This window comes from Pseudonocardia sp. P1 (genome assembly GCF_000178675.2).
Lineage (GTDB): Bacteria > Actinomycetota > Actinomycetes > Mycobacteriales > Pseudonocardiaceae > Pseudonocardia.
Map to the genome: position 1 here is coordinate 1,267,870 of NZ_ADUJ02000001.1, position 25,268 is coordinate 1,293,137.

Sequence of the window (25,268 nt, forward strand, 5' to 3'; positions counted from 1 at the left end):
ATGGCCGCCGACACCACCCCGGCACCGACGACCGGTGGCCCCCAGCCGTCGGACGCCGGCACCCGCCCGGTCGCCCCGGGCAACCCGCGCCGCGCCGCGAAGGACGCCCGCAGGGCGCAGTACCGCTCGGCGGGCGGCGCCCGGTGGGGGCTCACCCTGCTCGGCCTCGTGCTGCTGGCGGCGGGCGTCCTCACCGTCCTGCTCGTCAACGGGGTGTTCGGGGAGAACCGGCCGCAGCGGCCGGTGTTCGACCCGCTCGTCGAGCAGTTCCTGCTGGCGAACGTCACCGCGGTCCGGGCCGTCACGATCGTCGTGGGCCTGCTGCTGCTCGTGCTCGGGCTGCTGTGGACCGCGCGGTCGCTGCGCCCCGAGACCCGTCCGGACCTGGTCCTCGACGGGGGCGAGGGCACCCGGATCCGGATCAGCTCCTCCGCGGCCGCCGACGCGGTCGCCGACGGCGCCGACGCGCTCCCCGGCGTCACCCGGGCCCGCGCCCGGATGGTCGGCAGCGCCGCCCGCCCCGCGGTGCGGGCGACCGTCTGGGTCGACGAGGACGTCGCCGACACCGAGGTCGCCGAGATCTGCCGCCGGCTCGACGCCGAGGTCCTGCCCCAGGTGCGCGACGCGCTCGGTCTGGCCGACCTCCCCGTCGCCGTCCGGCTGGAGCTCGACTCGGCCCGCCGGGACTCCGGCCCGCGGGTGTCCTGACCGGTCCGGCGCACCGGCGTGATCCGCTTCACAGCGGGCGGGTCCGCCGGTCGCCGTACGGTCGGGCCATGAGCGCACTGCTGGACGGCACGACGGCTCTGGTCACCGGCGCGGGCAGCGGGATCGGGGCCGCCGTGGCCCGTCGCCTGGTCGCCGACGGCGCCACCGTGCACGCGGTCGACCTCGACGCCGCGAAGCTGGAGCAGCTGGCCGCCGGGGGTGACCGGATCATCCCGCACACCTGCGACCTGTCCGACCTCGACGCCGTGGAGGAGCTCCCCCGCGACATCGACGTCCTGGTCAACAACGCGGGCCGCCAGCACGTCTCCCGGCTGGAGGAGTTCGATCCCGACACGTTCTCGGCGATCCTGCGGCTGATGCTCGAGTCGCCGTTCCGGCTGATCCGGCGGTCGCTGCCGCACATGTACGCCCGCGGCTGGGGCCGGGTCGTCAACATCTCCAGCGCGCACGGGCTGCGCGCCTCGCCGTACAAGTCGGCCTACGTCTCGGCCAAGCACGGCCTCGAGGGCCTGTCCAAGGTGACCGCGCTGGAGGGCGCCGAGCACGGTGTCACCAGCAACTGCATCAACCCGGCCTACGTCCGTACCCCGCTGGTCGAGAAGCAGATCGCCGACCAGGCCCGCACGCACGGGATCTCCGAGGACGAGGTCGTCGAGAAGATCATGCTGACGCCGGTGGCGGTGAAGCGGCTGATCGAGCCCGCGGAGACCGCCGAGCTGGCGGCGCTGCTGTGGGGCCCGGCATCGGCCTCGATCACCGGCTCCTCGCTGAGCCAGGACGGCGGCTGGACCGCCCGCTGACCCGGCTCACCCGAGCCTCACCACCCGCCGGGCAGACTCTCCACGGCGCGACGACGAGATCGGGGGACTCCGGGTGGGGCACGAGCAGGACGGCCGTCGCCCGCCGGGCGACCCCGGTCACCGGCGGCCCGCGGGCGGCACCGGCCTCGCCGGGCTCGTCCTCCTGCTGGCGCTCGCGCTGCTCGCCGGCTGCGCGGTCGGCCCGTCCCAGCGCCCGCCGGTCGCCGTCCGCGGCGAGCTGCTGCCCGCCACTCCCCCGCCCGCGGCCGCCGGGCCGCCCGGTGACCCGAACCTGCTGCCCGGGACCGAGCCGCTGCGCGCCGGGCCCACCTTCACCGACTGCACGGCCGCGGTCCTCGGGGAGCAGGCGGCGTCCGGCACCCCGGTCCCGGCCGGGCGCGCGCTGGCGGCCGGCTGCAGCAGGCTCACCGTCCCCGCGGACCGGGACCGGCCGGACCTCGGCCCCACCCGGCTCGGCCTGACCCGGGTGACCACGCCCGGCGCCCCCGCCGACCTGCCCGTGCTCGTCGTGCTCGGCGACACCGGCGTCGACGGATCCTCGGGTGCCGCTGCCACGCTGGCCGCGCGGCTCCCGGATGAGGTGCTGGCGCGCTACCAGGTGATCGGGATGGACCGCCGGGGTTCCGGCGAGGACCTGCTGGACTGCGCGCCGGCCGACGCCCGCACCGCCCTGCTCGACGCCGGCCCCGACCGGCGCGACGAGCGGGCGATGACCGCCCTGCTGGAGCGCTCCCGCTCGATCGTCCAGGACTGCTACCTGCTCCTGTCCGGCACGCTGACCAGCTACCGGGCCGACAGCTCCGCCGACGACGTCGAGTCGCTGCGCGGCGCGCTCGGGCTCGCCCGGCTGAACGTCGTCGGCGTCGGTGACGGCGCCGACGCGGTCGCCGACTGGGCCGCCCGGCACCCGGACGCGGTGGGCCGCGTCGTCCTCGACGGCCCCGGCGACCCGACCCTCGACGACCCGGTGCGCACCGAGACCACCACCGGTGCCGCGGAGGCCGCGTTCGACGCCTTCGCGACGGCCTGCCTCGCGGGCGCGGACTGCCCGCTCGGCCCGGACCCGCGGGCCACCGTGCGGGGGCTGGTCGACCGGCTCTCGCGCGTCGCCCTCCCCGTCGGCGACGGCGACGCCGTCACCGCGGGCGCGACCGTGCGGGCGATCCGCTCGGCACTGTCCCAGCCGTCGCGCTGGCCGGAGCTGCAGTCCGCGCTGGCCGCCGCCGACGGCGGTGACGCCACCGGTCTGGACCGGATCCTGCGGGCCGGCGCGAGCGCCCCGGCCGGGCCGCTCGGGCGCTTCGACGCCGCGCTCGCCACCAGCTGCAACGACAGCCGGGTCCGGGTCACCCCTGGCGAGGGCGCCGACCTGGCCGGGCAGTGGGCCGGCCGGTTCCCGCTGTTCGGCGTCGCCGCGGCCCAGGAGCTGGTCGCCTGCGGGCCGTGGCCGCCCGGTGGGTCGGCCGCTCCGGCGGCGCCGCGCACCGGCACCCTGCCGCCGGTCGTCGTGCTGGGCACCGCGCAGGACCCGCGGGCCCCGCAGAGCGGCGCCGAGCGCACCGCCGAGCAGCTCGGCGACGGCCGGGTGGTGCGCTGGGAGGGCGCGGGCACCGGCGCCTATCCCCGCACCCCGTGCGTGACCGCGGTCGTCGACCGTGCCCTCCTCGACGGGCACGCCCCGGCCGAACCGGTCGTCTGTCCGCCGTAACCGCGTGCACCGGACGGGGTACCCCGCGTGGCCGAGCGGTGCGACGAACCCGACACCGAAGGTCACAATTACGTATCCGCCGTTTTCCGGCGCGGTTGCGGACGGAACCGTCACGGTGCCGACGACCTGCGGCGACAGTTCCACGAAACGTTTCTCGAAACGGTCACCGTTGCGTCATCGAGACGCTCGTTCGGCTTACCCGGCTCCCCTGTTCCGGCTAGGCTCCCTCCGGCGACGGGTCATCGCAGGTCGTACCGGGGGGCAGCCGGTGCGGTCCCGATCTCGGCCGCCACGTTCGGGCGGTGTAACGCCGGTGGCCCTCACCGGCGAACGTTCCGACGAACGGTGCAGTGCGAACCGGTCGGCCTGAGCCGCTCGGCGGAGGTCGGACCCGGGCGGAAGGAGCACGGTGGATTTCTTCACCTACGTCGGATCACAACTGAACCAGTTGGTGTTCTACGGCCAGCAGCACTTTCTGCTGGTCGCCATTGCCGTCGGAATCGCCGCCGTCTTCGCCCTCCTCGCAGGGATGGTGCTCCACACGAACCGCCTCACCCCGGACAGCTGGAGCAAGCCGATGCGGGTCGGGACGCGGGAGGGCCTGCTGATCGTGAGCTCGGCGGCGCTGACCGTGCCGTCGCTGGCGCTGTTCGGCCTGCTGCAGCCGGTGCTCGGGCTCGGTGCGACGCCGTCGCTGACCGCCCTCACCATCTACGCCGTCTACCCGATCCTGCGCAACGTCGTCGCCGGGCTCTCGTCGGTCGACGACGCGGTGCTCGAGTCCGCCCGCGGGATGGGCATGGGCCCGGTCCGCCGGATGCTGTCCATCCAGCTCCCGCTGGCCTGGCCGGTCATCCTGTCCGGCATCCGGGTCGCCGTCCTGATCATCATCGGGATCGCGGTCGTCGCCGGCGCCATCAACGGCCCCGGGTTCGGCTCCTCGCTGCTCCTGGGCCTGCAGCGGCTGGGCTCGGTCAACTCCTTCAACCAGGTTCTGGCGGCCACGCTCGGCTGCCTCGTCGTGGCTGCCGTCTACGAACTCGTGTTCTGGCTCGTGCAGCGTTTCACCACCCCGAGGGGGATCCGTGTCTGATTCCGGCAAGCCGATGATCGCCCTCGAAGGCATCAGCAAGACCTACCCGAAGGCGACCGCACCGGCCGTCCAGGAGCTCAACCTCGAGGTCCCCGAGGGGACCATCTCGATGTTCATCGGACCGTCCGGCTGCGGCAAGACGACCACGCTGAAGATGATGAACCGGCTGATCGAGCCGACGACCGGCCGGATCATGCTCGACGGCGAGGACGTCACCGCGGTGAACGCCGACGAGCTCCGCCGCCGGATCGGCTACGTCATCCAGCAGGTGGGCCTGTTCCCGCACTTCACCATCGGCGACAACATCGCCGTCGTCCCGAAGATCCTCGGCTGGGACAGGAACCGGATCACCGCCCGGGTCGACGAGCTGCTCCACCTGGTCGGCATGGAGCCGAAGGACTACCGCGACCGCTACCCGCGCCAGCTGTCCGGCGGGCAGCAGCAGCGCGTCGGCGTCGCCCGCGGCCTGGCCGCCGACCCGTCGGTGATGCTGATGGACGAGCCGTTCGGGGCGATCGACCCGATCACCCGTGAGCGCATCCAGGGCGAGTTCCTGGAGCTGCAGAAGCAGATCGCGAAGACGATCTGCTTCGTCACCCACGACCTGTCCGAGGCGGTGAAGCTGGGTGACCGGATCGCCGTGTTCGGCCCCGGCGGGACGCTGCAGCAGTACGACACCCCGGACAACGTCCTCACCCACCCCGCGAACGACTTCGTCGCCGAGTTCGTCGGCTCGGGCGCCGCGGTACGGCGGCTGTCGCTGCTCGAGCTGTCCCGGCTCGAGCTGCAGCCGGTCGGGCTGGACGGCACCGGCGAGCGGAACGGCGCACCGACCTACGAGGCCGACGCCGAGGGCAGGCCGTCGCGCTGGGCCTACCTGCCGGGCACCGAGATGATGCCGAAGATGGTCACCGTCCCGCACTCCGGAACGGTCTACGACGCCGTCGACGTCATGCTCGACTCGCAGACCGAGCTGGTCGGTGTGGTCGACGACGAGCAGAAGCTGCAGGGCGCCCTGTGGTGGAAGGACCTCGTCGAGGGCCTGAAGACCAAGGGGCAGGCGTGAGCGCCCCGGCCGCGGAGGCCGCGAGCGGCACCGCCGTCGCCGACGCACCGCGCCGGCAGCGGGTGAAGATCGACAAGTCGCTCATCGCGAACCCGCTGATCGCGCTCGTCGGCCTGGTCGGGGTGTTCGCCTACGCGGGCAGCCAGGGCCTCGACGCCGTCGAGCAGTCGGTGATCAACCCGGCAGCGCTGGCCGTGCGGCTCTGGGAACACATGATCCTCACCGGGCTCTCGACCCTGGTGGTCATCGTGATCGCGATCCCGGCCGGGATCGCGATCAGCCGGCCGGCGGCGGGCCGGATCCAGCGCCCGGTGCTCGCGGGCGCCGGGTTCATGCAGGCGCTGCCCGCGTTCGGTGTGATCGTGCTGCTGGCGTTCTCGCCGCTCGGGCTGGGCCTGCCCACCGCGGTCGTCGCGCTCGCGCTGGCCGCGCTGCTGCCGGTGCTGACCAACACCGTCGTCGGCCTCCAGCAGGTCGACCGCTCGCTGATCGAGGCGGCGCGCGGGATCGGGATGTCGGCCCGGCAGACCCTGATCCGGGTCGAGCTCCCGCTGGCCACGCCGGTCATGGTCGCCGGCGTCCGGGTCGCGCTCGTGCTGAACGTCGGCACCGCCGCACTGGCCACCTTCATCGGCGCCGGCGGTCTCGGCGAGCCGATCAAGGGCATGCTCGAGCTCGGCAGGCCGACCGGGACCCTGGTCGCCGCCGCCATCGTCGCCGCCCTGGCCCTGATCGTGGACTGGCTGGCCGGTCTCGCCGAGTACGCGGTCCGCCGCAACTCCGGCTGACGACGCCCGCCCACCCCGTTCCACCACTCGACGTCCCGCACCACCGCTTTCCTGGAGGACACGTGAGATTCGGACGATCCCGGCGCATCGCCATGACGGCGATGGCCGCCGTCACCGCGCTGACCCTCGCGGGCTGTGGCGGCCTCGACGCCAGCGGGCCATCGGCCTCCGGCGGGTCGCTGGCCGAGGCCGGCAACCTGGAGGGCGTCAACTACATCGTCGGTGGCAAGAACTTCGACGAGCAGCTGGTGCTCTGCGAGATCACCGTCGCCGCGCTGGAGTCGGTCGGCGGCAACGTCACCCCGCGCTGCAACCTCGGCGGCACCGACGTCGCGCGGCAGGCCCTGCTGTCCGGCGACATCAACATCTACTGGGACTACACCGGCACCGCGTGGGCCTCCTTCTTCAAGGAGACCCAGCGCATCCCGGACGACAACGAGCTCTACCGCCTCGTCTCCGAGCGTGACCTGCAGGAGAACCAGCTCGTGTGGCTGGACAAGGCGAACTTCAACAACACCTACGCCTTCGCGGTGAACGGCGAGAAGGCGCAGCAGGAGAACCTGAACACGCTCTCCGACATGGCTGCGTACATCAACGCGGGCAAGCCGGGCAAGGTCTGCGTGGAGACCGAGTACAACTCCCGCGACGACGGCCTGCGCGGCCTGCAGCAGACCTACGGTTTCCAGGTCGGCGGTGACCGGCTCGACGTGCTCGCCACCGGCGCCATCTACCAGGCCACCACGGACGGCGACTGCATGTTCGGCCTGGTGTTCACCACCGACGGCCGCATCCCCGGTCTCGGCCTGAAGGTCCTCGACGACGACAAGAAGTACCACGTCACCTACAACGCGGCCCCGATCGTCCGCGAGGAGACCTACAACCAGAACCAGGCGATCCGCCAGGTCATGGCGCCGATCGCGGCCGCCCTCGACTACCAGACCATGCTGAGCCTCAACGGCAAGGTCTCCTCGGAGGGTCAGGACGCCCGCACGGTCGCCCGTGACTGGCTGACCGAGAAGGGCTTCACCGGCTGATCGACCGGTGCCCCGCACGGCGGCCCCGCATCCCGGCTCCCGGGGTGCGGGGCCGTCGCGCATACCGGCCCGGTCACGGCGCCGGGCGGGTCGTTGCACGGCGCGGGCATTCGTGGTCGGCTGAACCCTCCAGCCCTGCGACCTCGAAAGACACGTCGTGATCAGCTCCCCCCGGCGGGCCGCACCGCGCGCCGCCGTCCTGCTCGCCGCCGTCCTGCTGCTCGCCGGGTGCGGTGGTCTGTCCGCGTCCGGCCCGCACGCGTCGGCCGGGTCGCTCGCCGAGCAGGTGGACCTCTCCGGCCAGACCTACGTCGTCGGGTCGAAGAACTTCGACGAGCAGCAGGTGCTGTGCCAGATCTCGATCGCGGCGCTCGAGTCGGTCGGGGCCGCGGTCACCGACCGGTGCAACGTCGGCGGGTCCGACGTCACCCGGCAGGCACTGGTCCACGGCGACATCTCGACCTACTGGGAGTACACCGGCACCGCGTGGGCGTCGTTCCTGACCGAGACCCGCAAGCTCCCCGACGACGAGGTGCTCCGCGAGCTGCGCGAGCGCGACCGGGCCGAGAACGGCGTCGTCTGGCTGGACCGGGCCGGGTTCGACAACACCTACGCATTCGTCGTCGACGGCACCACGGCCGCCCGGCTGCACCTGGACTCGATCAGCGACATGGCCGCCTACCTCCGCTCCGGCCAGCCAGGGTCGGTGTGCGTGGAGACCGAGTACAACTCCCGTGCCGACGGTCTGCGCGGGCTGCAGCAGGCCTACGACATGGAGATCCCCCGCGACCGCACCGAGGTCGTCGAACAGGGGCTGATCTTCCAGTCCACCGCGGACGGCGTCTGCCTGTTCGGCGAGGTCGCCGCCACCGACGGCCGCATCCCCGGACTCGGCCTGAAGGTCCTCGACGACGACCGCGGCTACCACATCACCTACAGCGCGGTCCCGACGATCCGCCAGGACGTGTTCGACCGGGCGCCGCAGGTGGCCGAGGTGTTCGCACCGATCGCCGCCGCGCTGGACCAGCCGACGATCCAGCGCCTCAACGGACGTGTCTCGGCCGGTGGCGAGAGCCCGCGGGACGTGGCACGCGCCTGGCTGACCCAGCGCGGCTTCATCGGGGGGTAGGCATGGCACGAGGGCAGGGCCGCGACGACGGCGAGACCCGCGACGGGGTCGCGCTCACCAGTCTCGACGGCGAGGTGTTCGACGGCGCGGGCGTCACCAAGCGGGCGCTCGTCGACCATCTCGACGCCGTCGCGGACCGGATGCTCCCGGCACTCGACGGCCGGGCGCTGACGGTGGTCCGCGCCCGTCCCGGGCAGGCCCCGTTCATGCAGAAGAACATCCCGCGCGGGGCGCCCTCGTGGATCCCGACCCTGGACGTCTGGGCGGAGACCTCGCAGCGGACCGTGCACTACCCGCTGTGCACCGACCGGCGGACGCTGCTGTGGTTCGGCAACCAGCGGGCGATCGAGTACCACCCGACCCTGGTGCCGCACGGCGGGACACACGCCGGCGAGCTCGTCGTCGATCTGGACCCGCCGCCCGACGGCGGCTTCGACCGGGTCGTCGCGGCGGCCCGGCTCGTCCGCTCGGCGCTGGCCGAGCTCGGCGCGGACGCGGCCGTGAAGACCAGCGGGGCGAAGGGACTGCACCTGGTCGTGCCGCTGGCCGCGCCGCTCGGCATCGACGACGCGTTCGCCGTCACCCGGGCCGTCTGCGCCCGCGCCGCCGCCCTGGGGCCCGACGTGGCGACGACCGCCTTCATCAAGGAGGACCGCGGCGGCCGGGTGTTCCTCGACCCCACCCGGGCAGGTGGGGCGACGCTGGTGGCCGCCTACAGCCCGCGGGCGCGGCCGGGGCTGCCGGTGTCGTTCCCGGTCGCGTGGGACGACCTCGGCGCCGTCACGCCGTCGGACTTCACCGTCACGACGGCGGCCGGGCTGCTCGGGGACACCGACCCGTGGCGGACGCTGCGGCCCCCACCCGCGGTGCTGCCGGACGGGCTCGTCGAGGAGGGCCGGGCCATCCCGGTCCCCCGGGTGCAGGCGATGCACGAGGGGAAGCGGCGCAAGCGCGCCCGGGAGCGCGGCACGGATCCGGGCTGAGAGCCGTCAGGCGTCGGCCGGCGGGATCCGGCGGTAGATCCAGCGGTCGTCGTCGTGGTGCGGGCCGATCAGGGCGTACGACGCCGGGTCACCGCCGGGGTCGGCGAGCTCGATCGTGCGGGGCGGGCGGCCGTCCGGACCGGGATCGATGCGTACCCGCTCCCCGGCGTGCGGGCCGTCGTCCAGGTACGCGTACACGAACCGGGATTCTGCCACCGACGGACGGGGTTCAGTCCTTCTGGCGGGCCCGGCTCGGCTGCACCCGCATCGGCTCGCCGGGCATCTTCGGGGTGCCAACCGCGAGTGCGCTATGCGTGCACCCAGTCTGACCAGGTAGAACGACTCTGATCCCGAGCGATGGTGCACAAGTTATCCGGCGAGTTGTGGATCACTTGTGGAGGTTATCGATACCCTCTTGGAGATCAAGTGTCTCAGCATCGTAGACGCTCTCACGACTGGTCCCCTGCAACACCCCAACCGCGCGACCCGGTAATCCGCATCGCGGTCGCCGCGATCATCGGCGCGCTTCTCGTCATGTCAGCCGGTATCGCCGTCGCGTACCCATGCGAATGCGAGGAGGTCGCACCGATGAGCGGTCACCCGGTGGTCCGCGAGCTGTGCGAGACCCCCACGCCGGCAGCCCGAGAGATGTGTGGGCTAGTAACCCGTCCCACCGCGGGCGACATCATCGACGATCTTCACCGGTCGCCGAACACCATCGCGGACGTCATCCGCGACGCCAACGGAGCAACGTCACGGTGACAACCAGCAACCGCCTGCACCGTCTCGGCGGATAGTGACCCGGGTTACACCCGTGGTTGCATTCTCCGCACCCCCGAAACGACCAACCAGCTAGCCCACTTGGAGGTACCTGTGAGCATCAGTGACCGTGTCGACATCCTGCTCGACGTCGCCGACACCATCCATGTCATCGAGCAGCCGGCAACCACCGACCTCAAGCAGTGGGAGGACTGGACGGTGGCGCGCCGCATCCGCGAGCACGCGGCGAACCTGCTGGAGTCTCGATGACCAACGTGTTCGCGCCGCAGTATGTCGGCGACAAGGTCTCCGGCACCCTGACGAAGGTCTGCGAGACGACCTCCAGGTTCACGCGGGAGCCGATCCCCATCCTGTATCTGTCAGGTGACGGGGGTGAGATTGAGGTGCGAGCGTTCCACGTCGGACTCCGCCGGCACTTGCGGAACGCACTCCCGTCACTCGGTCAGCATGTAACGGTGACCTACATCGGGAAGAAGCCGATCGATCGCTCGACCTACCTCCACGACTACGAGGTCACAGCCACTTCGTGACTACAGAGGACGCCCAGGTCCCGAGAGCCGAAACCTCCCGGGCACTGGGCGCCCTGCCGTCACGCTACAGATTCACTGCTCGAACATGCGGTCAAGCTAGAGAGAGCTTGCTCGGAGCGAGCAACCGCTCCTACACCGACACCTGCGAGTTGGTCGCATGGGAGAAGCTCCGGAACCTGGCTACCGAACTTGACCAGGTGACGGGGCTTCTGCGCGTCTACGGTAGGGGAACGGCGACCCCGTACCCGAGTGCCGGAGGTACGGGGTCGCCGCACACCGGGAGAGCCTGCGGAATGGACGCGACCAGCAGGAGTCCCGGTGGCAGACCCGCGCACCGCTAGCGCGGCGCTAGCTGCGCACACGCGACTGTGCTGAGCGGAGCGGCGCACGGATCTGCCAGGAACCGAGGGTAGACGATCACTAGCCGCTACGGAACGCAGAGAGAGCCGGGACCGCATCTCGGCAGGTCCCGGCTCCGTCACAGTCGACGTTAACCGCCAGTGTCCGGACACGTAACCGAACCGTGACCTAATGCACGTTTGGACCCGCGAACCGGCGGCGCCCGGAGCGACACCCCGGTAAGCGGGCGCTGACCAGTCTAGCCGCAAGCCGGATGAGCTGCAGGTGCCGCGCGGCGAGAGCCCCGGCGCCGGGATGTCGGCGTCACCCAAGTGCCGGGACTCCCGCCTCTCAGGCTAACGGATCGCCCGCGGACCTTCCCCATCCGCGAGCGACCCGTCACTAGACTACCCTGACTCGAACATGCGTGCGTGCCGCGGAGAACTACCCGCTACTAGTTGGCGTAACGACGACGACTACGCCGACAGCGCGTCGAGACCCTCACCGTGGTTCGGGTGCATCCGCTCCGACGCGTCGTACATCTCCCCGGTGGTCGCCGGCATCCGCAGCACCGCGCCACTCGCCGCCAGGAACCCCGCAAGCCCGATCGCCGGCGCATCCGACGACGGGTAGCGCCACTGACCCTCGAACGCCTCGTACCCGATCGTGCGCATGCGGAGCATCCAGTCGAACGCGTCACGCCCGTCCCAGTTCGACACCTGAAGCCCGAGCCAGTGGTCGTAACCCGGGTACGACTCCCCGAACATCACCGCGGTCGCGTCCGACACCAGCGACCGCATCTGCTCGTTGATGTCCACCGCGCGGCGGTAGTCGACCAGCGTCTCCGGACCCGCCTGCACGAGACCCCGGTTGATGTGGTCGTTGCGCTTCCCTGCCTGGTTGTAGCCCCCGCCGAAGACGAAGTCCGGGAGCCGCTTGAACAGCGGGTGGTACTCGTCGGCGAGTGCGTTGAACCGCGTCGAGACGGCACCCAGGAACTCGTCGGCGTGCCCACCGAGGTCCCGATCCAGTCGCTGCGCAGCCTGCCAGATCACGTAGTCAACGGTCGTCTGAAACTGCCCCACCCGCGCGAGCCGCTCCGACGACCCCGTCACCAGCTCTGCGAGATCAAACTTACCGTCCTTGCCCGGCTTCATCCGATCCACCGCAGTCACGATCTCGTGATCCAGCGTCGCATCCGGAGACCGGTACGCCTTCGCCGCGCGAAGCAGATCGTACGACTCCCGCACGTCCTCCGGCATCTTTCCGATCACCGCACCGAGACGCTTGTAACGCCCCTCGATCTTCGCGATTTCCTTGTACTGCTCGTTACTGACATCAGCCATTACCGTCACACCCTTCATGTGATTAGGCTTGCTTAGTTACTACTCGGATGCGGTCGAATTCCGCCGCACCCAGTCACGAAGCTCGTCGTCCGTGACCGTTCCAACCCAATCGCGCCACTCGTCGTACCGCGACTCGTCAACCCCCGCATATCCGGTCGGAGAGTCCTCCGCGGACACGCCACACCAGATCCACAACGACTCCGCGGTCAGCTCACCATCCGACATCGCATCGAACCGATCCGTGTTGCGGTTTCGCCCGCTCCGGCGCCTCACCGGTTCACCGGTTCCTACCGAGCGCGTTGCTGCGCGCCTGCTCCGTGTTACCCCGCATGTGGGCGCCCCGACCGTCCTGCAACAGTTGAAGCTTCTGCAACAGGGTCATCAACTGACCTCGATGCTGACGCAGTTCTGCGTAAGCAGGATTCAGCACGTCACCCTGACGACCCGGAATCCACAAACCGCGAGACTTCGCCGACTCCAGCTCACGAATCGAGTCGACCAGCGCGCACGCCTCCAGGATCATCAGGTGCTCCGCGGGACCGATCTCGATGTCTAGATCCTCGTCGAGCTGCTCGTAGAACTCCCGACCGGCGTCACCGAGCGACGCATAACCCTCAATCGCGTGCGTCACGTCTGACCACCATCCTTCAGCTCAAAGTACTTCCGCCTCCAATGTGCGGACTCAGACCGCAGCCGGTCGCACACCTTCTCCAGCTCCTCGACCTTCTTGCGAAGCACAGACTCCGGATCGCTCCCGTTGCGTCGATCCCGGAGCTTCACCAGCTCACCGATCAGAACCGCCCGCTCCGCCTCACTCAGGTGCGAGAAATCCAGGTCACCATCTGACACTTTTAACCTCCGAAAATAAAATCGCCGGCAGCAAAGTCTTGCTCGGGACCCGGCGACGTATACCGTCCGCTGTTCGTCGGTGCCCCGAGGAGGGGGACTCCCGGGTGCCCTGCGCGAAAAACGACTGCGGCGCCACGGTGGCGCCGGCGCGACGACGGGATCTCTCCTCGACAACCGAGCTGACTGGTGACCGGCACAAGACATGATCATGTACTCGTTACGTGCAGTGGTCCCCGACAGCTATCTGTATTACGCAATCTCCTCGAACTGTTCAACTGTTTAAAGTAAACTCATTTCCATTAATCACTTGATGATCATAATCGGATCATTGGATCCTGTATCCTCCGATGCGACCTCGTCATCGGATAGCCTCCGAGACCGAACCACTCGTGCAGACGACTCACACCACATGGCACACAGGTACTCCCTCGACACCACCCGACACACACACCAGTGATCGAGGATTCAGTCAGACATCCAAGACCAAGTCGCAGCTCGGAGAGAGCAGACGCGTAAGCCCCGTCACCCGACGCGCGTGGTTCGGTGGACATACAGCTTCGTGACCCTCACCGGACAGATAGTCAGTAGTGCCCAGCACAGGTCGCACCTGCATTGCCACGCGCAACGGATGCAACCCACTGATACTGCTAACGGCGTGCACGTAGGACGATTCGGCATGCGCCTTCGAATCAGTAGGTCAGAAATAGCGACTATCGAATGTGAGTGAACACGCAATCGTAATCACCAAGTTCATCCAACGAATCAACTAGAGACTAAACATTCGACCTCACTTGACCTAGGATTACAGGTGAGAGGTACAGGACAGCCATCCCACGCTCCGGCAACCACTGGTTCATGTGGCTCCCCCGCCATCCGGGTGTTGTGGCGCGTCCCCGCGTAGTTGCCCACCCAGCGGCAAGTGGGTAAGTAACACCGTGCGCGACACCATCGACAACCTGAGCGTCCCAGCGCTCAGAGGAGTCCAGTGCACCCCGCCCCGAGTCCAGGTCACCCCGTCGGTCCGCCACCTCGCGAGCCGCGACCGCCACAGCCGCGCAAGACGAGTCACCTGCTACACCTCGTCCTCACGTTGATCACGTTCGGTTTCTGGATCATCATCTGGGTGATCGTGTCCGTGCAGACCGACAGCTCGAACCGTGCCGCGGAGCAGCGGTTTGAGGACGACTACGAGCGTTGGAGACACGAGTACTACGCATGGCAGACTGGGCAGCCGATGCCGCCGCAGCCACCCGCGAAGAAGCGCGCCTCGGGGTGGTGGTGAGTCACTCGCGCTCCGCCTCCACAACCGCGGACTCCAGAGCGCATCGCACCCACTCCCCGATCCCGATCCCCGCGGAAGACGCGACCGCATCCAATCGTCGGAGAAGCCGACCGGATACGACCGTGCGTAGCCGCGGACGACCATCGTTGTGCGGGACCGCGGCAAGCAGCACCTCCCGGCAGTACTCCGCCGGCGTCACCTCGTTCGAGCGAGCTTTCTGCGCAACCTCCAGCCACAACCACACCGGCACTCCAAACCGGAGCGTCACATAACCTTTCGGGTGCTCATCCGACATCCGCAGCCGCCTCGCTCTCCGCGACATCCACAGACTCCAGGATTGCCGGGGACATCCTGGAGTCGACGATGAGGGGAGACGGATTGACGCTATTCATCACAGACGTCGTCCAATCGTGAAAGCGCCCGACCCGACACCCAGCGACCGCCACTCCGCGTCCAGCACGCGAAGCTCGTCGGAAGCCGACTCGCTCGACCGCTGAGCACCGAACGGACCGATCGTCTCGTACGTGATGCTCTCCGGGTTACGGAGAACCCGCGTCACCGCCTTCGCCTCGACGTAGGTTGCCGCCTCAGCGAAATCCAGATCCTCGACAACCCGCGCGTCGAAGTTCGATATCCGCGCACGCAGCATCCCGCGCACCACACCGAGCAGCTTCCCCGCGAGGTACTGCTCCGACGCCGACAGCGCCCGCATCATCACGGCTTCCACGTCACCAATCGACGTCACTGGTCGCCGCCCCTCTCCGCTGCCTCCCGCTCCGGGAGACCGTGAGTCTCGAAGCGAAACCCATCCTGGTGCCCGCGGACCGCCTCACGTGTCGCCGACGCGATCCACCTCGCCGCGCTCACCCGGTCCTCGTTCGCACATGCGAGCAGGTCCTGCCACAGCCGCTCCGGAAGGTCGACACTGATCCTCCGACACCCCGGTGGCGGAAACTGACGACCAGACCCACCTGGATCGCGGGGGCTCCTGGACCCAACGTCGTGCAGGGACGGACGGTGTGGGGTCACTTGTCATCACCGGTCCTCCGCTTCACCCGAGCCGGCTCCTGCGGGATGCCCAGCTCGTTCAGGATCGTCCACCGCAGAAACTGACTACGAGTCATCCCGCGAGACATCGCACGCTCGTCCAGTACCTGGAGGGTGGAGTCGGACAGAACCGCGTAAGCGCGCCGCTCCTTCAGATCACTCACTATGAAACTCCTTCACAAAGAACCAGCCGCCCGGCGGTTGCGTACCGGGCGGCTGGTAAACGAATTGACTAAATTAACTACTCGCTAAGCCGGTCGCCGACGACCGAGATGATGTGATCCAACGAGACCCGCACCAGTTGACCCTGCGACTTGAATTCCAGAAACTCCAACCCGTAGAGTTCAATTACCCGGGGGCTGGAACCCTTATCGACGTTGTACTTGAAACCCGAAACCACGTAGACACTCATGCTGCCACCTCGTCCACCACACGGACGCTCACACGCGATCCGTTCACATCGACCCAGCCCGCACGTTCCGCGAAGTCGACCGCGCGCGGCACGTACACCCGCTCATCGTTCTTACGAGCACGCTTCAAATCAGACACCGTCTGAGATCCCTTCAGCGACACTTGACGAACAACCCACTCCGCCAGCTTGTGCACCTTCGCATCAGCGCCCAGAGTCTCCAACTGCGCTAGAGCTGCCGCGCGAGCCCGATGATTCGCAGATGCCTCCCACTCAGACTCCTTGCGCTCCCGTGCATCCTCCAGCAGACGGTCACGCAAGGAAGCAGAGTTCTCGTAGACCATCTCCGATAGGCGCCAATCGTCCTCGGTGATCGTCCCGCTCCGACCGTCCAGCAGCATCAGCAGAGCAGCCATACGAGCGACCAGCGCGTCTCGCTGTGAATCCATCGGGTTGTCCGGTTCCACTTCGCCACGTGCGATCGCATGATGCTTCCGACGCAACGCTGTACGAATCATCCCGGCTTCCAGGTAGAACGTCTCACCCAGCATCGGGATCTTCACGTTCAGAGGAGCAGGCATCGGAATGTCCTCGTCAGGGATGTTCGGGTCCGCCGCAGACGCAAACACGAACCGCTGAGGAGTGCCCGCCGCACCATCCTCGAACAGCCCCGCGACCGTCTCCGGCTGGAACACCAGCGACAGCCCGATCGAGTACGATCCCGCCTTCAGGAACCTGTTCTTCTCCAGCCCTGCGTTCGCCTGACCGACGTTCTTCCCCGACCACATCGACCGGAGATTCGCGGCAAGCGTCGACCCCGAACGCTCGAACATCAGCTTCACAACCGCCTCACCTTCATCGGATGCGAAGCGCACGTTGTGCCACCGCTGCACGTTCCCCGCCGGCAGGTTCTCCCGCTTGTCCTCCTTGCGGAACACCATGTACGCCTGAAGCAGCCCCTCCCCGGAGCCAGGGTTCAGACCATCTCGCTCCAGCGGGACAGTCCCCGGGTACACCCACGCCGCAGGCTCCTCCGCCGACGACTTACCTACACCCGACGACGCGACAATCGCGGAGTAGAAGTTCGTCGACACCGGAGTACGCGCACCCGTATCGACCCGACACCCGTGGGGAAGCGACGCAGACAGCCGCGTCAACACCGACAGCAGCACCGCATCCGCCGACGCCTGATACCGATGAGCCATCCGCCGGATGCCCACCAGCGACTCCCGGCGCCAGAACTCGTCGGGAAGAGTCGGCATCCGCTCCGCACGGACCTCCCGAACCCCCGTCATCGGAGCCGGCTTCGACAGAGCGATGCCCGCAGCCCACGACACCATCGACTCGAACTCGTATTCGTCCTTGCCCGTCAACCCGGCAAACACGTTCCCCAACTGGTCCAGCGCGTCACCGACGCCCGGGTGACCCTCACGTGCCAGGTACAGCAACGCCGTCACCTGCCGCATAGCCGCATCGTGGCGCCCACCCGGCTTGGTGTCCTGCAACTGCTGGAGGTAGGTGATCGTCCAGTCCTGCACCGTCTCGTCCGGGATACCCTCCCGCAGCGACGCTAGGAACTCCGTCAGCTCAGCGGACGTGACCTCCACTCGTCCCCGCCGCTCTTGGGGACTGTCGAGGAACACACACCACGACTCGGGCAGCTCCGGAAGATCCGCCGGTCGCGGGAGGTACTCCGCAGTGTTCCCGTCCGGCGAGTAGAGAACGTACTCGTCACCCTCCGGGTGGACCGACGGAGCCATCACCGAGTACCGGTAGTTCGGACGGATAAGCTGGATCGAATCCTGAATGTTCGGAACAAAATCCGACGGATCGTATGCACCCGGCACCACGAAGAACCGCGTACCCGACCGCTGGTGATCCCGAATCCGGGACACTGTGTAGGTCACCGGCAGCTTCCCGTACTCCGCCTCCAGCTCCGCGAGAAGCGCAGCGCCTTCGTACACGGTGCCGTTCGGCTTCGTGTAGTCGTCGACGTCGATCCCGATCACGTTGGATGGGATCGCGACACCGAGGTTGCCGTACGCACCGTCGTTGTACCACCGGCTCACCTGGTCACGAGTGACCGGCTTAGCGCCGCGACCGGTGACGCCCTCCGGCGGGGTCTTCTTCTTCCGATCAGGAAGCGGGAACGGGTTCCACCCGCGAGCGAAGTACTGATCGATCACCTTGCGGGGAACCCGCGAGCCATACTTGACCATGAAGCAAGGACCTTTCAGGGCAATGAGTGACTGATTAACCCGAGGCGGGGGGATGTGGGGAGCTCCCCCCATTCCCCCCACCCCGGCGTGAAACTTGTCTTTCTAGCTACACAGCGTTGCTAAATTAGTTATAAACAAGGGTTATTTTAACTAAGTGTCATGTTTTAGCTGATAACTCGGAGTTACGAGAGGGGGGTGGGGGAGTCCCCTCATTTCCCCCCATCCCCCACTACAGCCGCCGCTCGTAGACCTCGATGCCGTTGACATCCATCGAGGTAATCCCCTTACGGATCTCAGACAGCTCCTCGTGGATCGCCGACATCACGACTACCAGTCGGTGGATATTCTCGGAGACTTCCTCAAGCGACGTTTCAACACTCATGTTTTCACCTAATCTTCAATATTGGGTGTCACCCTGTTCCGATAGAGCACCGGCGCCACGGGACCGGCGGAACAACCGATCCCGTGGCACGCGCGCACAGGTGACGGGATGCGCGCTACCGGCTTGCTTCTAGGCACCCGCCGCTCGATGGATAAGGACACCGAGCGGCGGGAAATCAATGGGTCGCCGCGTACAACCAGCTCCCGATCGGGTAACCGATACAGCCGGTGGCGAATGCGGCAAGCAGCAGGCTAAGAGTCATTTATCTTCGCAATCTGTGAGGAGTAGGTGATTTAGTCACCCAAGACGGAACCGCACCCACCTCTAGTTACAGTGTGGCGATGGCGGACAGTTTCCCGTCTAGGAAGTAGTGTGGGGGATGCGGACACTTTCAGCGCTTCTGCGGGTTCTCCCCGACGAAGTACACAATGTGGTCGACGAGCACCCTTCGCCGCTGACCACGCGACACAAAGTCAATGTAATCAGGATGCTCGTCAACACTGTCGACGGTGTCAATGGTGATCATCTTGTCGTTGGTGTCGATGACACCGGTAGCCCATTCGGGCACGATGCTGGTCACTGGAAGTCCTCATTCTGGATAGAGCTGATCTGTGGTTTGGTGCCCTTGCGCCGGTTGTCGCTGTACTCGTGTTCGAGGCGCCACGGCGTCCCCGCCGGCAGGGTGTGCCAGTTCCGCGGTACCGGTGGCACCGACGCGACCCACTCGCTGTCCCACCGGTTGACCGCGGACCAGAACGCCTGCGACTCCCAGAAGCCGGGCGGCAGGGTAGACGGGCGACCGTGCAGTGGGTCGCCCCAGCGCGTGGTGACCGGGTTCATCGGGGCACCCGACACGTGGGGGTTCTGCGGGTCGGGCGTGAGTTCGCGGGGCGCGCGGAGCACGTGTGCCCCGGTCGCCAGGTCGGCGAGCGCCGTCCGCAGCGACTCTCTCGCACGGTTGAAGTTCCGCATCTCCGACTCGGTCATCTCGTCGGCGAGCGTGTCGGCACGCTTGGAGCCCCGCACGACGCGAACTTTCACCTCGCGCTGTGCGAGCACCGACCAGCGCACGACCGCCTCGAACTGGCGCCGCGGTAGCGCGTGAACGGCTTCCTGGACGCGGAGAACCCGCTTGTCGGTGTCGGGTGTGTCGTCGGCGACCATCGCACGGACCACGAGGTCTGCGACGTCGTCAGTGTGTGCGTCGTCCTCGCGAACGGTGTAGGTGTCGGTGCGGGAACCCGCGTACTGGCAGAACGTCGACCAGGACATGCCACCCTTGTGCAGGGTGGTCGGGTGGTTGATCGCGTGGAACGCGGTGTGCCAGTCGCCGCACGCGTCCGAAACGGCGGCAAGGACGCGCTTGTGCTCCGGCAACGAGTAAGTCGCACCCCGGACAGGGGTGGGCTCGAAGTCAATATCCATATTGGTTTGTCGCTATCTGTGAGGAATAGTGATAAGGTGACCGCTAAATCGCGGGTAGCGCACTTGCTCGTGCAGTCGATAAGGCTCGACCGTGCAAAACATTATACCACAGAACGGCAAGAATGTCAAGTCCCTCGTGGCCCTGGGAGCTGCTTGCCGTACATTTCTATTATACCCTACTTTGGCGCATTTGTCAAATCCAGGAATCGTCGCCACAACGTTTCCAGCACCTGTAGTTGTAACAATCCAGAGGGCGGATTTATTCCCGAGGCTACCCCCGGAAGCTAGAGATCGTCGCTACCCGGAACCGGATCCCAGTCTTGCCAGAACTCGTCCCATGTTTCGTACTCGTACACCGCAGGTTCATAGACGCGCGGTCCACGATTGTCATCGTCACTTCTGTCGATCTCTAACCCGTACACCACTCCGGTCCGGTACCCGAGAGCACCATCGACCCCGACGAACCGAAACGCGTGCACCTTCCTCACGGATGGATCGTTGCACGTGATCGCGCGCGGCGGTAGAGAGGTTAACCTCTTAGATGATGTCCAACCGCAAAAGGTACCTTGATCCTATCCGACCGGAGCACCGCGACGTCGATTCATCGACGTCGCAGCACACCGCTAGCGAACCGATGTCCCGCTTCTGTGCCGCGTCGGACCTGGTTTCCGGGGTGATCGGTACCCGGGCGACAGGTCGACGCGGCACAGGGCGGCTCAGCGGCTGCTCATCCCAAATGATAGGGTGTCGCAAAGGAGTCTAGGAGGCGCGGACTCGTTCAAGCGCGGCGTCCACGGACTCGCGTAGAGACACCAGGTGGGACTCGGTCATGTCGTGAAGTTCGAAGTCGCGCGCCTGCGTGGTGATCTTGTTCAGCGCGATGTGGAACTCGGTGAAGACGTCGATCGTGCGCCGTCGGAACTTCTCGCGCTCGTCGAGCGGGGTTCCGTGCCACTCGGGGGCATCGTCCTTCCCACCGTTCGCCGCCACCGCGGGGTTGGCTGCCCGGTAGTACTTGTTCCACGTCTCCCGGTCGGGCAGGTCCGCGACATCCTCGTCACCAGGGTTCAGAGAATCCCGAGACGGCACCCACCCGTCAGCGGCGAGCGCGTCCCACGTGCGCAGGTACGCGGCGACCGTGGGATCACTGATACCCGACCGACGTGCGAACTCTCGGCACGAGACCTTCCCCGTTGCGAAGTTTTTAGCAACGGTGGAGTTGATCAGTCCGGAGGTCTGACCAGCACCCTCCTCCACACACCTAGCGGCGAGCATGGCTACGTACGACTTGTCGCCGCGGTCGATCTGACCGGCTCGCTCGGCGTCGCGTTCCCAGAGGTTCATGCCGCACGCCGCGCAGCCGCCGACCGGCGTGCGAGATCCGCGAAGTACGCCTTACGCAGCGACTCCGCGGACTGTCGGACCTGAAACTCGGAGGCACCGGCACCGAGCAGCTCACGCGCCTGCTCCTCGAACCGCCGGTCGGCAGCGCTACGACCGGCACTCGTCCGAGCGCTCCGGTCGCGGGTGGCACCCCAGCTACGGTGCGCGGCAGCGCGCGCACTCAACTTGTCGAAACTCATTTTCATCTATCCCTACGTAGCAAAAGAAAACCCGCCACCAGGAATCCCCTGGAAGCGGGCACAACAGAGGCAGCGGTTGGTGCCGCCTCCCGCGTAGGGTAACACGCATAGCGTGTCGGCGTCAAACACGGTCGCCGCGCCCCATCTTCCGGGCTGCCAGCTCCGCGCGATGATCCGCAGCAGAAGCACCGTAGCGCTCCAGCATCACATCCGACGACCAACCGGCGAGCCGCTTGAGGTCCCGCTCCTGCCCGCCGCTGACCATGTAGTCGTGGGCGAAGGTGTGTCGGAACCGGTGTGGGTGCAGGTCCGGGATGCCGGCTTGCTCTCCGCGGATGCGCACCCGCTCCCGGGCGCCATCGGTCGACAGCGCACCCCGTTGCGTCAGCCACAGCGCGTCCAGATGCGTCCACCGGTGGGCGCGTCGAGCGCGGAGATACTGGTCGAGTGCACGCACTGTCTTCGTCGACGGGTAGACCGCGCGAACCTTGTTGCCCTTGCCACGGACGATCGCGGTCTCCCGGTCCAGGTCGACGTCGGTGACCGACAGTCCGCACAGCTCCGAGACCCGCACCCCGGTGTCGAGCAGGAAGCGGATCATCGCTTCGTCCCGGCGGGAGGTGAAGTCGCGACCTCGGCACACCTTCACCAGCTTGTCCAGTTCCTGGTCGCTGAGCACCGGTACCGGCTTCTGCTGCGCGGTCGGCGGTTCCATCCCCGTCATCGGATGTTCGGAGAGGTCCCCCTCCGCGACCAGCCACCCGCAGAAGCGGTGCAGCCCCTTGAAGCGGGTGCGCACCGTCGACGGTTCGCGTCCCGCCTCGATCAGCGACTCCAGCCACCCGCGGATCGCGGACCGGGTCAGCTCGTCGAGGGTCTCGGGTCTCCCCTGCTCCCGGAGCCACTCGCAATACATCCGCACGCTCATCTCGTACAGCGTGACCGTGCGAGGCGCCTTCCCCTCCGCTCGTAGCGCGCGGCGGAAGCTCGCTTGAAGATCGTCAAGTCGCTCACTCATCGGTCTAGGTTATCCGGTGAGTGAGTGCTATGGTAGTCTCGTCACCGACTCAGTCGGAGATGTTCTCCCTGGTCACCCGGCGCTTTCGGCTCGGCTGCACCCGCATCGGCTCGCCGGGCATCTTCGGGTACTCCGGCGGGTAGGGCATCTCCGCCACTCCGAGCTCGATCTCGTCCTCGGCGAACCACTCCAGCGCCGTGTCGCAGCCGCCGCGCTCGGCGTTCATGTGCTCGTGCGGGTCCCCGTACCGTTCCAGCAGGCCCGGGACGGTGCGCAGGGTGAACTCCGCCGGATCGACCGCGCCCACCGCGTCCCAGGTCAGCGGCATCGACACGGTCGCGCCGGGCAGCCCGCGCACCGACCAGGCCGACGCGATGGTGCGGTCCCGCGCGGCCTGGTTGAAGTCGAGGAACACGCGCTCGCCGCGTTCCTCCTTCCACCAGTCGACGGTGGCCCGCTCCGGGATGCGGCGGCACACGCGGCGGGCGATCGCGATGACCGCGCGGCGCACCTGGACGAAGTCCCACTCCGGCCGGACGGGGCAGAACACGTGCAGGCCGCGGCCACCGGACGTCTTCGGCCAGCCGGTCAGGCCGGCCTCGGCGAGCACGTCGCGCAGCACGAGTGCGACGGCGGCGGCATCGGCGAAGTCCGTCCCCGGCTGCGGGTCGAGGTCGATCCGCAGCTCGTCGGGGTGGTCGGTGTCCGGGCAGCGGACCGGCCAGGGGTGGAAGTCGAGGGTGTTGAGGTTGGCCGCCCACGCGATCGTCGCGGGCTCGGTGACGGCCACCGAGTCGGCCTTCCGGCCGCTGGGGAAGGTCACCGTGCAGGTGCGGACCCAGTCGGGGGCGCCCTTCGGGACGCGCTTGACGAAGAACGGCTCGCCCTCGGCGCCGTCGTTGAACCGCTTGAGGTTCGTCGGGCGGTCCCGCAGCGCGCGGGCCATCGGCACGCCGACGGCGAGGTAGTACTCGACCACCTCGCGCTTGGTGATGCCCAGCTTCGGGAACGCGACCTTGTCCGGGCTGGTCAGGCGGACGTCCCGGGGCCCGTCCGGCCCCTCCACCCGCAGCATCACGACCTCACGGCTCGCCACACCGGGGAACCTACCGCGGGTGCGCCACTATCGTGAGCACATGAGTGCTGACCGGTCGCCCCGGTTCGACGACGATCTCGTCGGTCTGGACCCCGACGACCCCGAGGCCCGTGCGTTCGCCGCGCACCTCGACCGGATGCAGCGGGTCCCGTCGTGTTCGGTGGAGGGCTACATCCGCGGCGTCGGTGACTTCGCGGAGTCGGCGAACCGGCTGCGCGGCCCGCGGCGGACGGCCGCCGTCGCCGCCGTGGTGCTCCTGCTCCTGTTCGCGGCGTGGGTGGTCGCGAACGCGATGGTCTTCGTCGTCACCACCTGGATCTGAGCCGCGCGCCCCGGAACGGGTTAGCGTGGGTGCATGGGTCTGTTCAGCAGCAAGACCGGCTCCTCCGACGCCGAGCCGGCGGCGAAGGTGCAGAAGACCGACGAGGAGTGGCGGGCCCAGCTGAGCCCGGCGGAGTACCAGGTGCTCCGTCAGGCCGGCACCGAGCGCCCGTTCACCGGGGAGTACACCGACGAGAAGCGCACCGGCGTCTACCGCTGCCGGGCGTGCGGGGCGGAGCTGTTCCGCAGCGAGACGAAGTTCGAGTCGCACTGCGGGTGGCCGTCGTTCTTCACGCCGCTGGCGGGTGACGCGGTCATCGAGCGCACCGACTCCACGCTCGGCATGACGCGCACCGAGGTGCTGTGCGCCACCTGCCACAGCCACCTGGGCCACGTGTTCGCCGGGGAGGGCTACGGCACCCCGACGGACCTGCGCTACTGCATCAACTCGGTCTCGCTCTCCCTGGAGCCGGCCGAGTAGGCGCCGCACCCGCGCACCGGTACGGATCCGGTGCGCGGTGCGGAGGCCCGGGCGCAGCGGTCAGGGCAGGGACGCGACCAGGTCGCCGACCTCGACCCGCGGGCCGGTGTAGAACGGGATCTCCTCGCGGACGTGCCGGCGGGCCTCGGTGCCCCGCAGGTGCCGCATGAGGTCGACGATCCGGTGCAGCTCGTCCGCCTCGAACGCGAGGATCCACTCGTAGTCGCCCAGCGCGAACGCGGGCACGGTGTTGGCGCGGACGTCCGGGTAGTCGCGGGCCTCCTTGCCGTGGTCGGCGAGCATCGTGCGGCGCTCCTGGTCCGGGAGCAGGTACCACTCGTAGGACCGGACGAAGGGGTACACGCAGACGTAGCGCTTGGGGTCCTCGCCCGCCATGAACGCCGGCACGTGGCTCTTGTTGAACTCCGCCGGACGGTGCAGCGCCGTCTGGCTCCAGACGGGCACCGAGGCGCGGCCGAGCGCCGTGGTGCGGCGCAGGTCGGCGTAGGCCGCCTGCAGCGACTCGATCTCCGAGGCGTGCCACCAGATCATGTAGTCCGCGTCGTGCCGGACGCCGGCGAGGTCGTAGACACCGCGGACGGTCACGTCCTTGTTGGCCAGGGAGTCCAGGTACTCGGTCGCCTGCCGGGCGGCCTCGGCACGGTCGTCGCCCAGCTTTCCGGGCTCCACCCGGAACACCGACCACATGGTGTAGCGGATGGTCTCGTTGATCGCTCTGGTGTCCACGCGGGCCATGGGGCGCATGCTACGCCGACGGTAAGGGGCCCCTCACCGGTGCGGGGTCCGGAC

At 68.0% G+C, this 25,268-nt stretch carries 28 protein-coding genes; 14 read left to right on the forward strand and 14 right to left on the reverse strand.

Annotated elements, in window-relative coordinates:
• From PP1_RS05365 to PP1_RS05405, 9 genes are all read left to right on the forward strand, one after another.
• Positions 1–708, forward strand: coding sequence for a hypothetical protein (locus PP1_RS05365; protein ID WP_010240045.1), 708 nt, complete (start codon positions 1–3; stop codon positions 706–708).
• Positions 709–776: 68 nt separating this feature from the next.
• Positions 777–1,529 carry a 3-hydroxybutyrate dehydrogenase gene (locus tag PP1_RS05370; protein WP_010240042.1) on the forward strand — a complete coding sequence of 251 codons (753 nt, stop codon included), beginning with the start codon at positions 777–779 and terminating at the stop codon, positions 1,527–1,529.
• Between the two features lie 73 nt (positions 1,530–1,602).
• Positions 1,603–3,258 carry an alpha/beta hydrolase gene (locus PP1_RS05375; RefSeq protein WP_060722097.1) on the forward strand — a complete coding sequence of 552 codons (1,656 nt, stop codon included), beginning with the start codon at positions 1,603–1,605 and terminating at the stop codon, positions 3,256–3,258.
• 409 nt (positions 3,259–3,667) lie between these two features.
• Positions 3,668–4,351 carry an ABC transporter permease gene (locus PP1_RS05380; protein WP_010240331.1) on the forward strand — a complete coding sequence of 228 codons (684 nt, stop codon included), beginning with the start codon at positions 3,668–3,670 and terminating at the stop codon, positions 4,349–4,351.
• Entirely contained in the window at positions 4,344–5,417 is a 1,074-nt protein-coding gene (locus PP1_RS05385) for an ABC transporter ATP-binding protein (protein WP_369821658.1), read from the forward strand. Before PP1_RS05380 ends, PP1_RS05385 begins: the two co-directional genes overlap by 8 nt.
• A complete protein-coding gene (locus PP1_RS05390; RefSeq protein ID WP_010240336.1) occupies positions 5,414–6,205 on the forward strand; it encodes an ABC transporter permease in 792 nt (263 codons plus the stop codon). Before PP1_RS05385 ends, PP1_RS05390 begins: the two co-directional genes overlap by 4 nt.
• Positions 6,206–6,267: 62 nt before the next feature.
• Positions 6,268–7,239: a glycine betaine ABC transporter substrate-binding protein gene (locus PP1_RS05395; RefSeq protein ID WP_029239897.1), complete on the forward strand. Its 972-nt coding sequence runs from the start codon at positions 6,268–6,270 to the stop codon at positions 7,237–7,239.
• A gap of 157 nt (positions 7,240–7,396) precedes the next feature.
• A complete protein-coding gene (locus tag PP1_RS05400; RefSeq protein WP_010240340.1) occupies positions 7,397–8,368 on the forward strand; it encodes a glycine betaine ABC transporter substrate-binding protein in 972 nt (323 codons plus the stop codon).
• Between the two features lie 2 nt (positions 8,369–8,370).
• The gene (locus tag PP1_RS05405; protein WP_010240342.1) at positions 8,371–9,351 is read left to right on the forward strand and encodes a DNA polymerase domain-containing protein; all 981 of its coding nucleotides are present in this window, start codon (positions 8,371–8,373) and stop codon (positions 9,349–9,351) included.
• A gap of 6 nt (positions 9,352–9,357) precedes the next feature.
• On the opposite strand, the gene PP1_RS05410 is transcribed toward PP1_RS05405, so the two are convergent.
• Entirely contained in the window at positions 9,358–9,549 is a 192-nt protein-coding gene (locus tag PP1_RS05410) for a hypothetical protein (protein WP_010240344.1), read from the reverse strand.
• A gap of 675 nt (positions 9,550–10,224) precedes the next feature.
• Here PP1_RS05410 and PP1_RS05415 point away from each other — a divergent pair.
• Positions 10,225–10,380, forward strand: a complete 156-nt coding sequence (locus PP1_RS05415) for a hypothetical protein (RefSeq protein ID WP_010240346.1) — start codon at positions 10,225–10,227, stop codon at positions 10,378–10,380.
• Positions 10,377–10,661 carry a hypothetical protein gene (locus PP1_RS05420; RefSeq protein ID WP_029239899.1) on the forward strand — a complete coding sequence of 95 codons (285 nt, stop codon included), beginning with the start codon at positions 10,377–10,379 and terminating at the stop codon, positions 10,659–10,661. Before PP1_RS05415 ends, PP1_RS05420 begins: the two co-directional genes overlap by 4 nt.
• 815 nt (positions 10,662–11,476) lie before the next feature.
• On the opposite strand, the gene PP1_RS05425 is transcribed toward PP1_RS05420, so the two are convergent.
• Both PP1_RS05425 and PP1_RS05430 read right to left on the reverse strand, forming a co-directional pair.
• A complete protein-coding gene (locus tag PP1_RS05425) occupies positions 11,477–12,364 on the reverse strand; it encodes a hypothetical protein (RefSeq protein ID WP_139323847.1) in 888 nt (295 codons plus the stop codon).
• A 259-nt stretch (positions 12,365–12,623) separates the two neighbouring features.
• Complete coding sequence (locus tag PP1_RS05430; protein ID WP_010240351.1) at positions 12,624–12,977, reverse strand: hypothetical protein; 354 nt, start codon at positions 12,975–12,977, stop codon at positions 12,624–12,626.
• A gap of 1,308 nt (positions 12,978–14,285) precedes the next feature.
• On the opposite strand from PP1_RS05430, the gene PP1_RS05435 reads away from it, so the two are divergent.
• Positions 14,286–14,477, forward strand: coding sequence for a hypothetical protein (locus tag PP1_RS05435; protein WP_010240353.1), 192 nt, complete (start codon positions 14,286–14,288; stop codon positions 14,475–14,477).
• A 391-nt stretch (positions 14,478–14,868) separates the two neighbouring features.
• Here the strand turns inward: PP1_RS05435 and PP1_RS05440 are convergent, their stop codons facing one another.
• The 10 genes from PP1_RS05440 to ligD all read right to left on the reverse strand — a co-directional run bounded on the left by PP1_RS05440 (position 14,869) and on the right by ligD (position 23,635).
• Positions 14,869–15,204 carry a Gp19/Gp15/Gp42 family protein gene (locus PP1_RS05440; RefSeq protein ID WP_139323846.1) on the reverse strand — a complete coding sequence of 112 codons (336 nt, stop codon included), beginning with the start codon at positions 15,202–15,204 and terminating at the stop codon, positions 14,869–14,871.
• Positions 15,205–15,502: 298 nt separating this feature from the next.
• Positions 15,503–15,688 carry a hypothetical protein gene (locus tag PP1_RS05445; RefSeq protein ID WP_010240368.1) on the reverse strand — a complete coding sequence of 62 codons (186 nt, stop codon included), beginning with the start codon at positions 15,686–15,688 and terminating at the stop codon, positions 15,503–15,505.
• Positions 15,689–15,765: 77 nt separating this feature from the next.
• Positions 15,766–15,936: a hypothetical protein gene (locus tag PP1_RS05450; protein WP_010240369.1), complete on the reverse strand. Its 171-nt coding sequence runs from the start codon at positions 15,934–15,936 to the stop codon at positions 15,766–15,768.
• Complete coding sequence (locus PP1_RS05455; RefSeq protein ID WP_010240371.1) at positions 15,933–18,152, reverse strand: bifunctional DNA primase/polymerase; 2,220 nt, start codon at positions 18,150–18,152, stop codon at positions 15,933–15,935. The genes PP1_RS05450 and PP1_RS05455 overlap by 4 nt, the downstream gene beginning before the upstream one ends.
• A 229-nt stretch (positions 18,153–18,381) precedes the next feature.
• The gene (locus PP1_RS05460; RefSeq protein WP_010240373.1) at positions 18,382–18,534 is read right to left on the reverse strand and encodes a hypothetical protein; all 153 of its coding nucleotides are present in this window, start codon (positions 18,532–18,534) and stop codon (positions 18,382–18,384) included.
• Between the two features lie 391 nt (positions 18,535–18,925).
• Complete coding sequence (locus tag PP1_RS05465) at positions 18,926–19,114, reverse strand: hypothetical protein (protein WP_010240375.1); 189 nt, start codon at positions 19,112–19,114, stop codon at positions 18,926–18,928.
• Positions 19,111–19,698 (reverse strand): hypothetical protein, encoded by a 588-nt coding sequence (locus PP1_RS05470; RefSeq protein ID WP_139323845.1) that lies wholly within the window; start codon positions 19,696–19,698, stop codon positions 19,111–19,113. The genes PP1_RS05465 and PP1_RS05470 overlap by 4 nt, the downstream gene beginning before the upstream one ends.
• A 1,020-nt stretch (positions 19,699–20,718) precedes the next feature.
• On the reverse strand, positions 20,719–21,303 hold the full coding sequence (locus tag PP1_RS05475) for a hypothetical protein (protein WP_010240378.1): 585 nt from the start codon (positions 21,301–21,303) through the stop codon (positions 20,719–20,721).
• Positions 21,304–21,663: 360 nt separating this feature from the next.
• Complete coding sequence (locus PP1_RS05480; protein ID WP_029239900.1) at positions 21,664–22,560, reverse strand: tyrosine-type recombinase/integrase; 897 nt, start codon at positions 22,558–22,560, stop codon at positions 21,664–21,666.
• A 49-nt stretch (positions 22,561–22,609) separates the two neighbouring features.
• Entirely contained in the window at positions 22,610–23,635 is a 1,026-nt protein-coding gene (gene ligD, locus PP1_RS05485) for a non-homologous end-joining DNA ligase (protein WP_029239901.1), read from the reverse strand.
• Positions 23,636–23,696: 61 nt separating this feature from the next.
• On the opposite strand from ligD, the gene PP1_RS05490 reads away from it, so the two are divergent.
• The gene (locus tag PP1_RS05490) at positions 23,697–23,978 is read left to right on the forward strand and encodes a hypothetical protein (RefSeq protein WP_010240383.1); all 282 of its coding nucleotides are present in this window, start codon (positions 23,697–23,699) and stop codon (positions 23,976–23,978) included.
• A 33-nt stretch (positions 23,979–24,011) separates the two neighbouring features.
• Positions 24,012–24,458: a peptide-methionine (R)-S-oxide reductase MsrB gene (gene msrB / locus PP1_RS05495; protein ID WP_010240384.1), complete on the forward strand. Its 447-nt coding sequence runs from the start codon at positions 24,012–24,014 to the stop codon at positions 24,456–24,458.
• Between the two features lie 60 nt (positions 24,459–24,518).
• On the opposite strand, the gene hemQ is transcribed toward msrB, so the two are convergent.
• Positions 24,519–25,214 (reverse strand): hydrogen peroxide-dependent heme synthase, encoded by a 696-nt coding sequence (gene hemQ, locus PP1_RS05500; RefSeq protein WP_010240385.1) that lies wholly within the window; start codon positions 25,212–25,214, stop codon positions 24,519–24,521.
• Positions 25,215–25,268 lie beyond the last annotated feature (54 nt).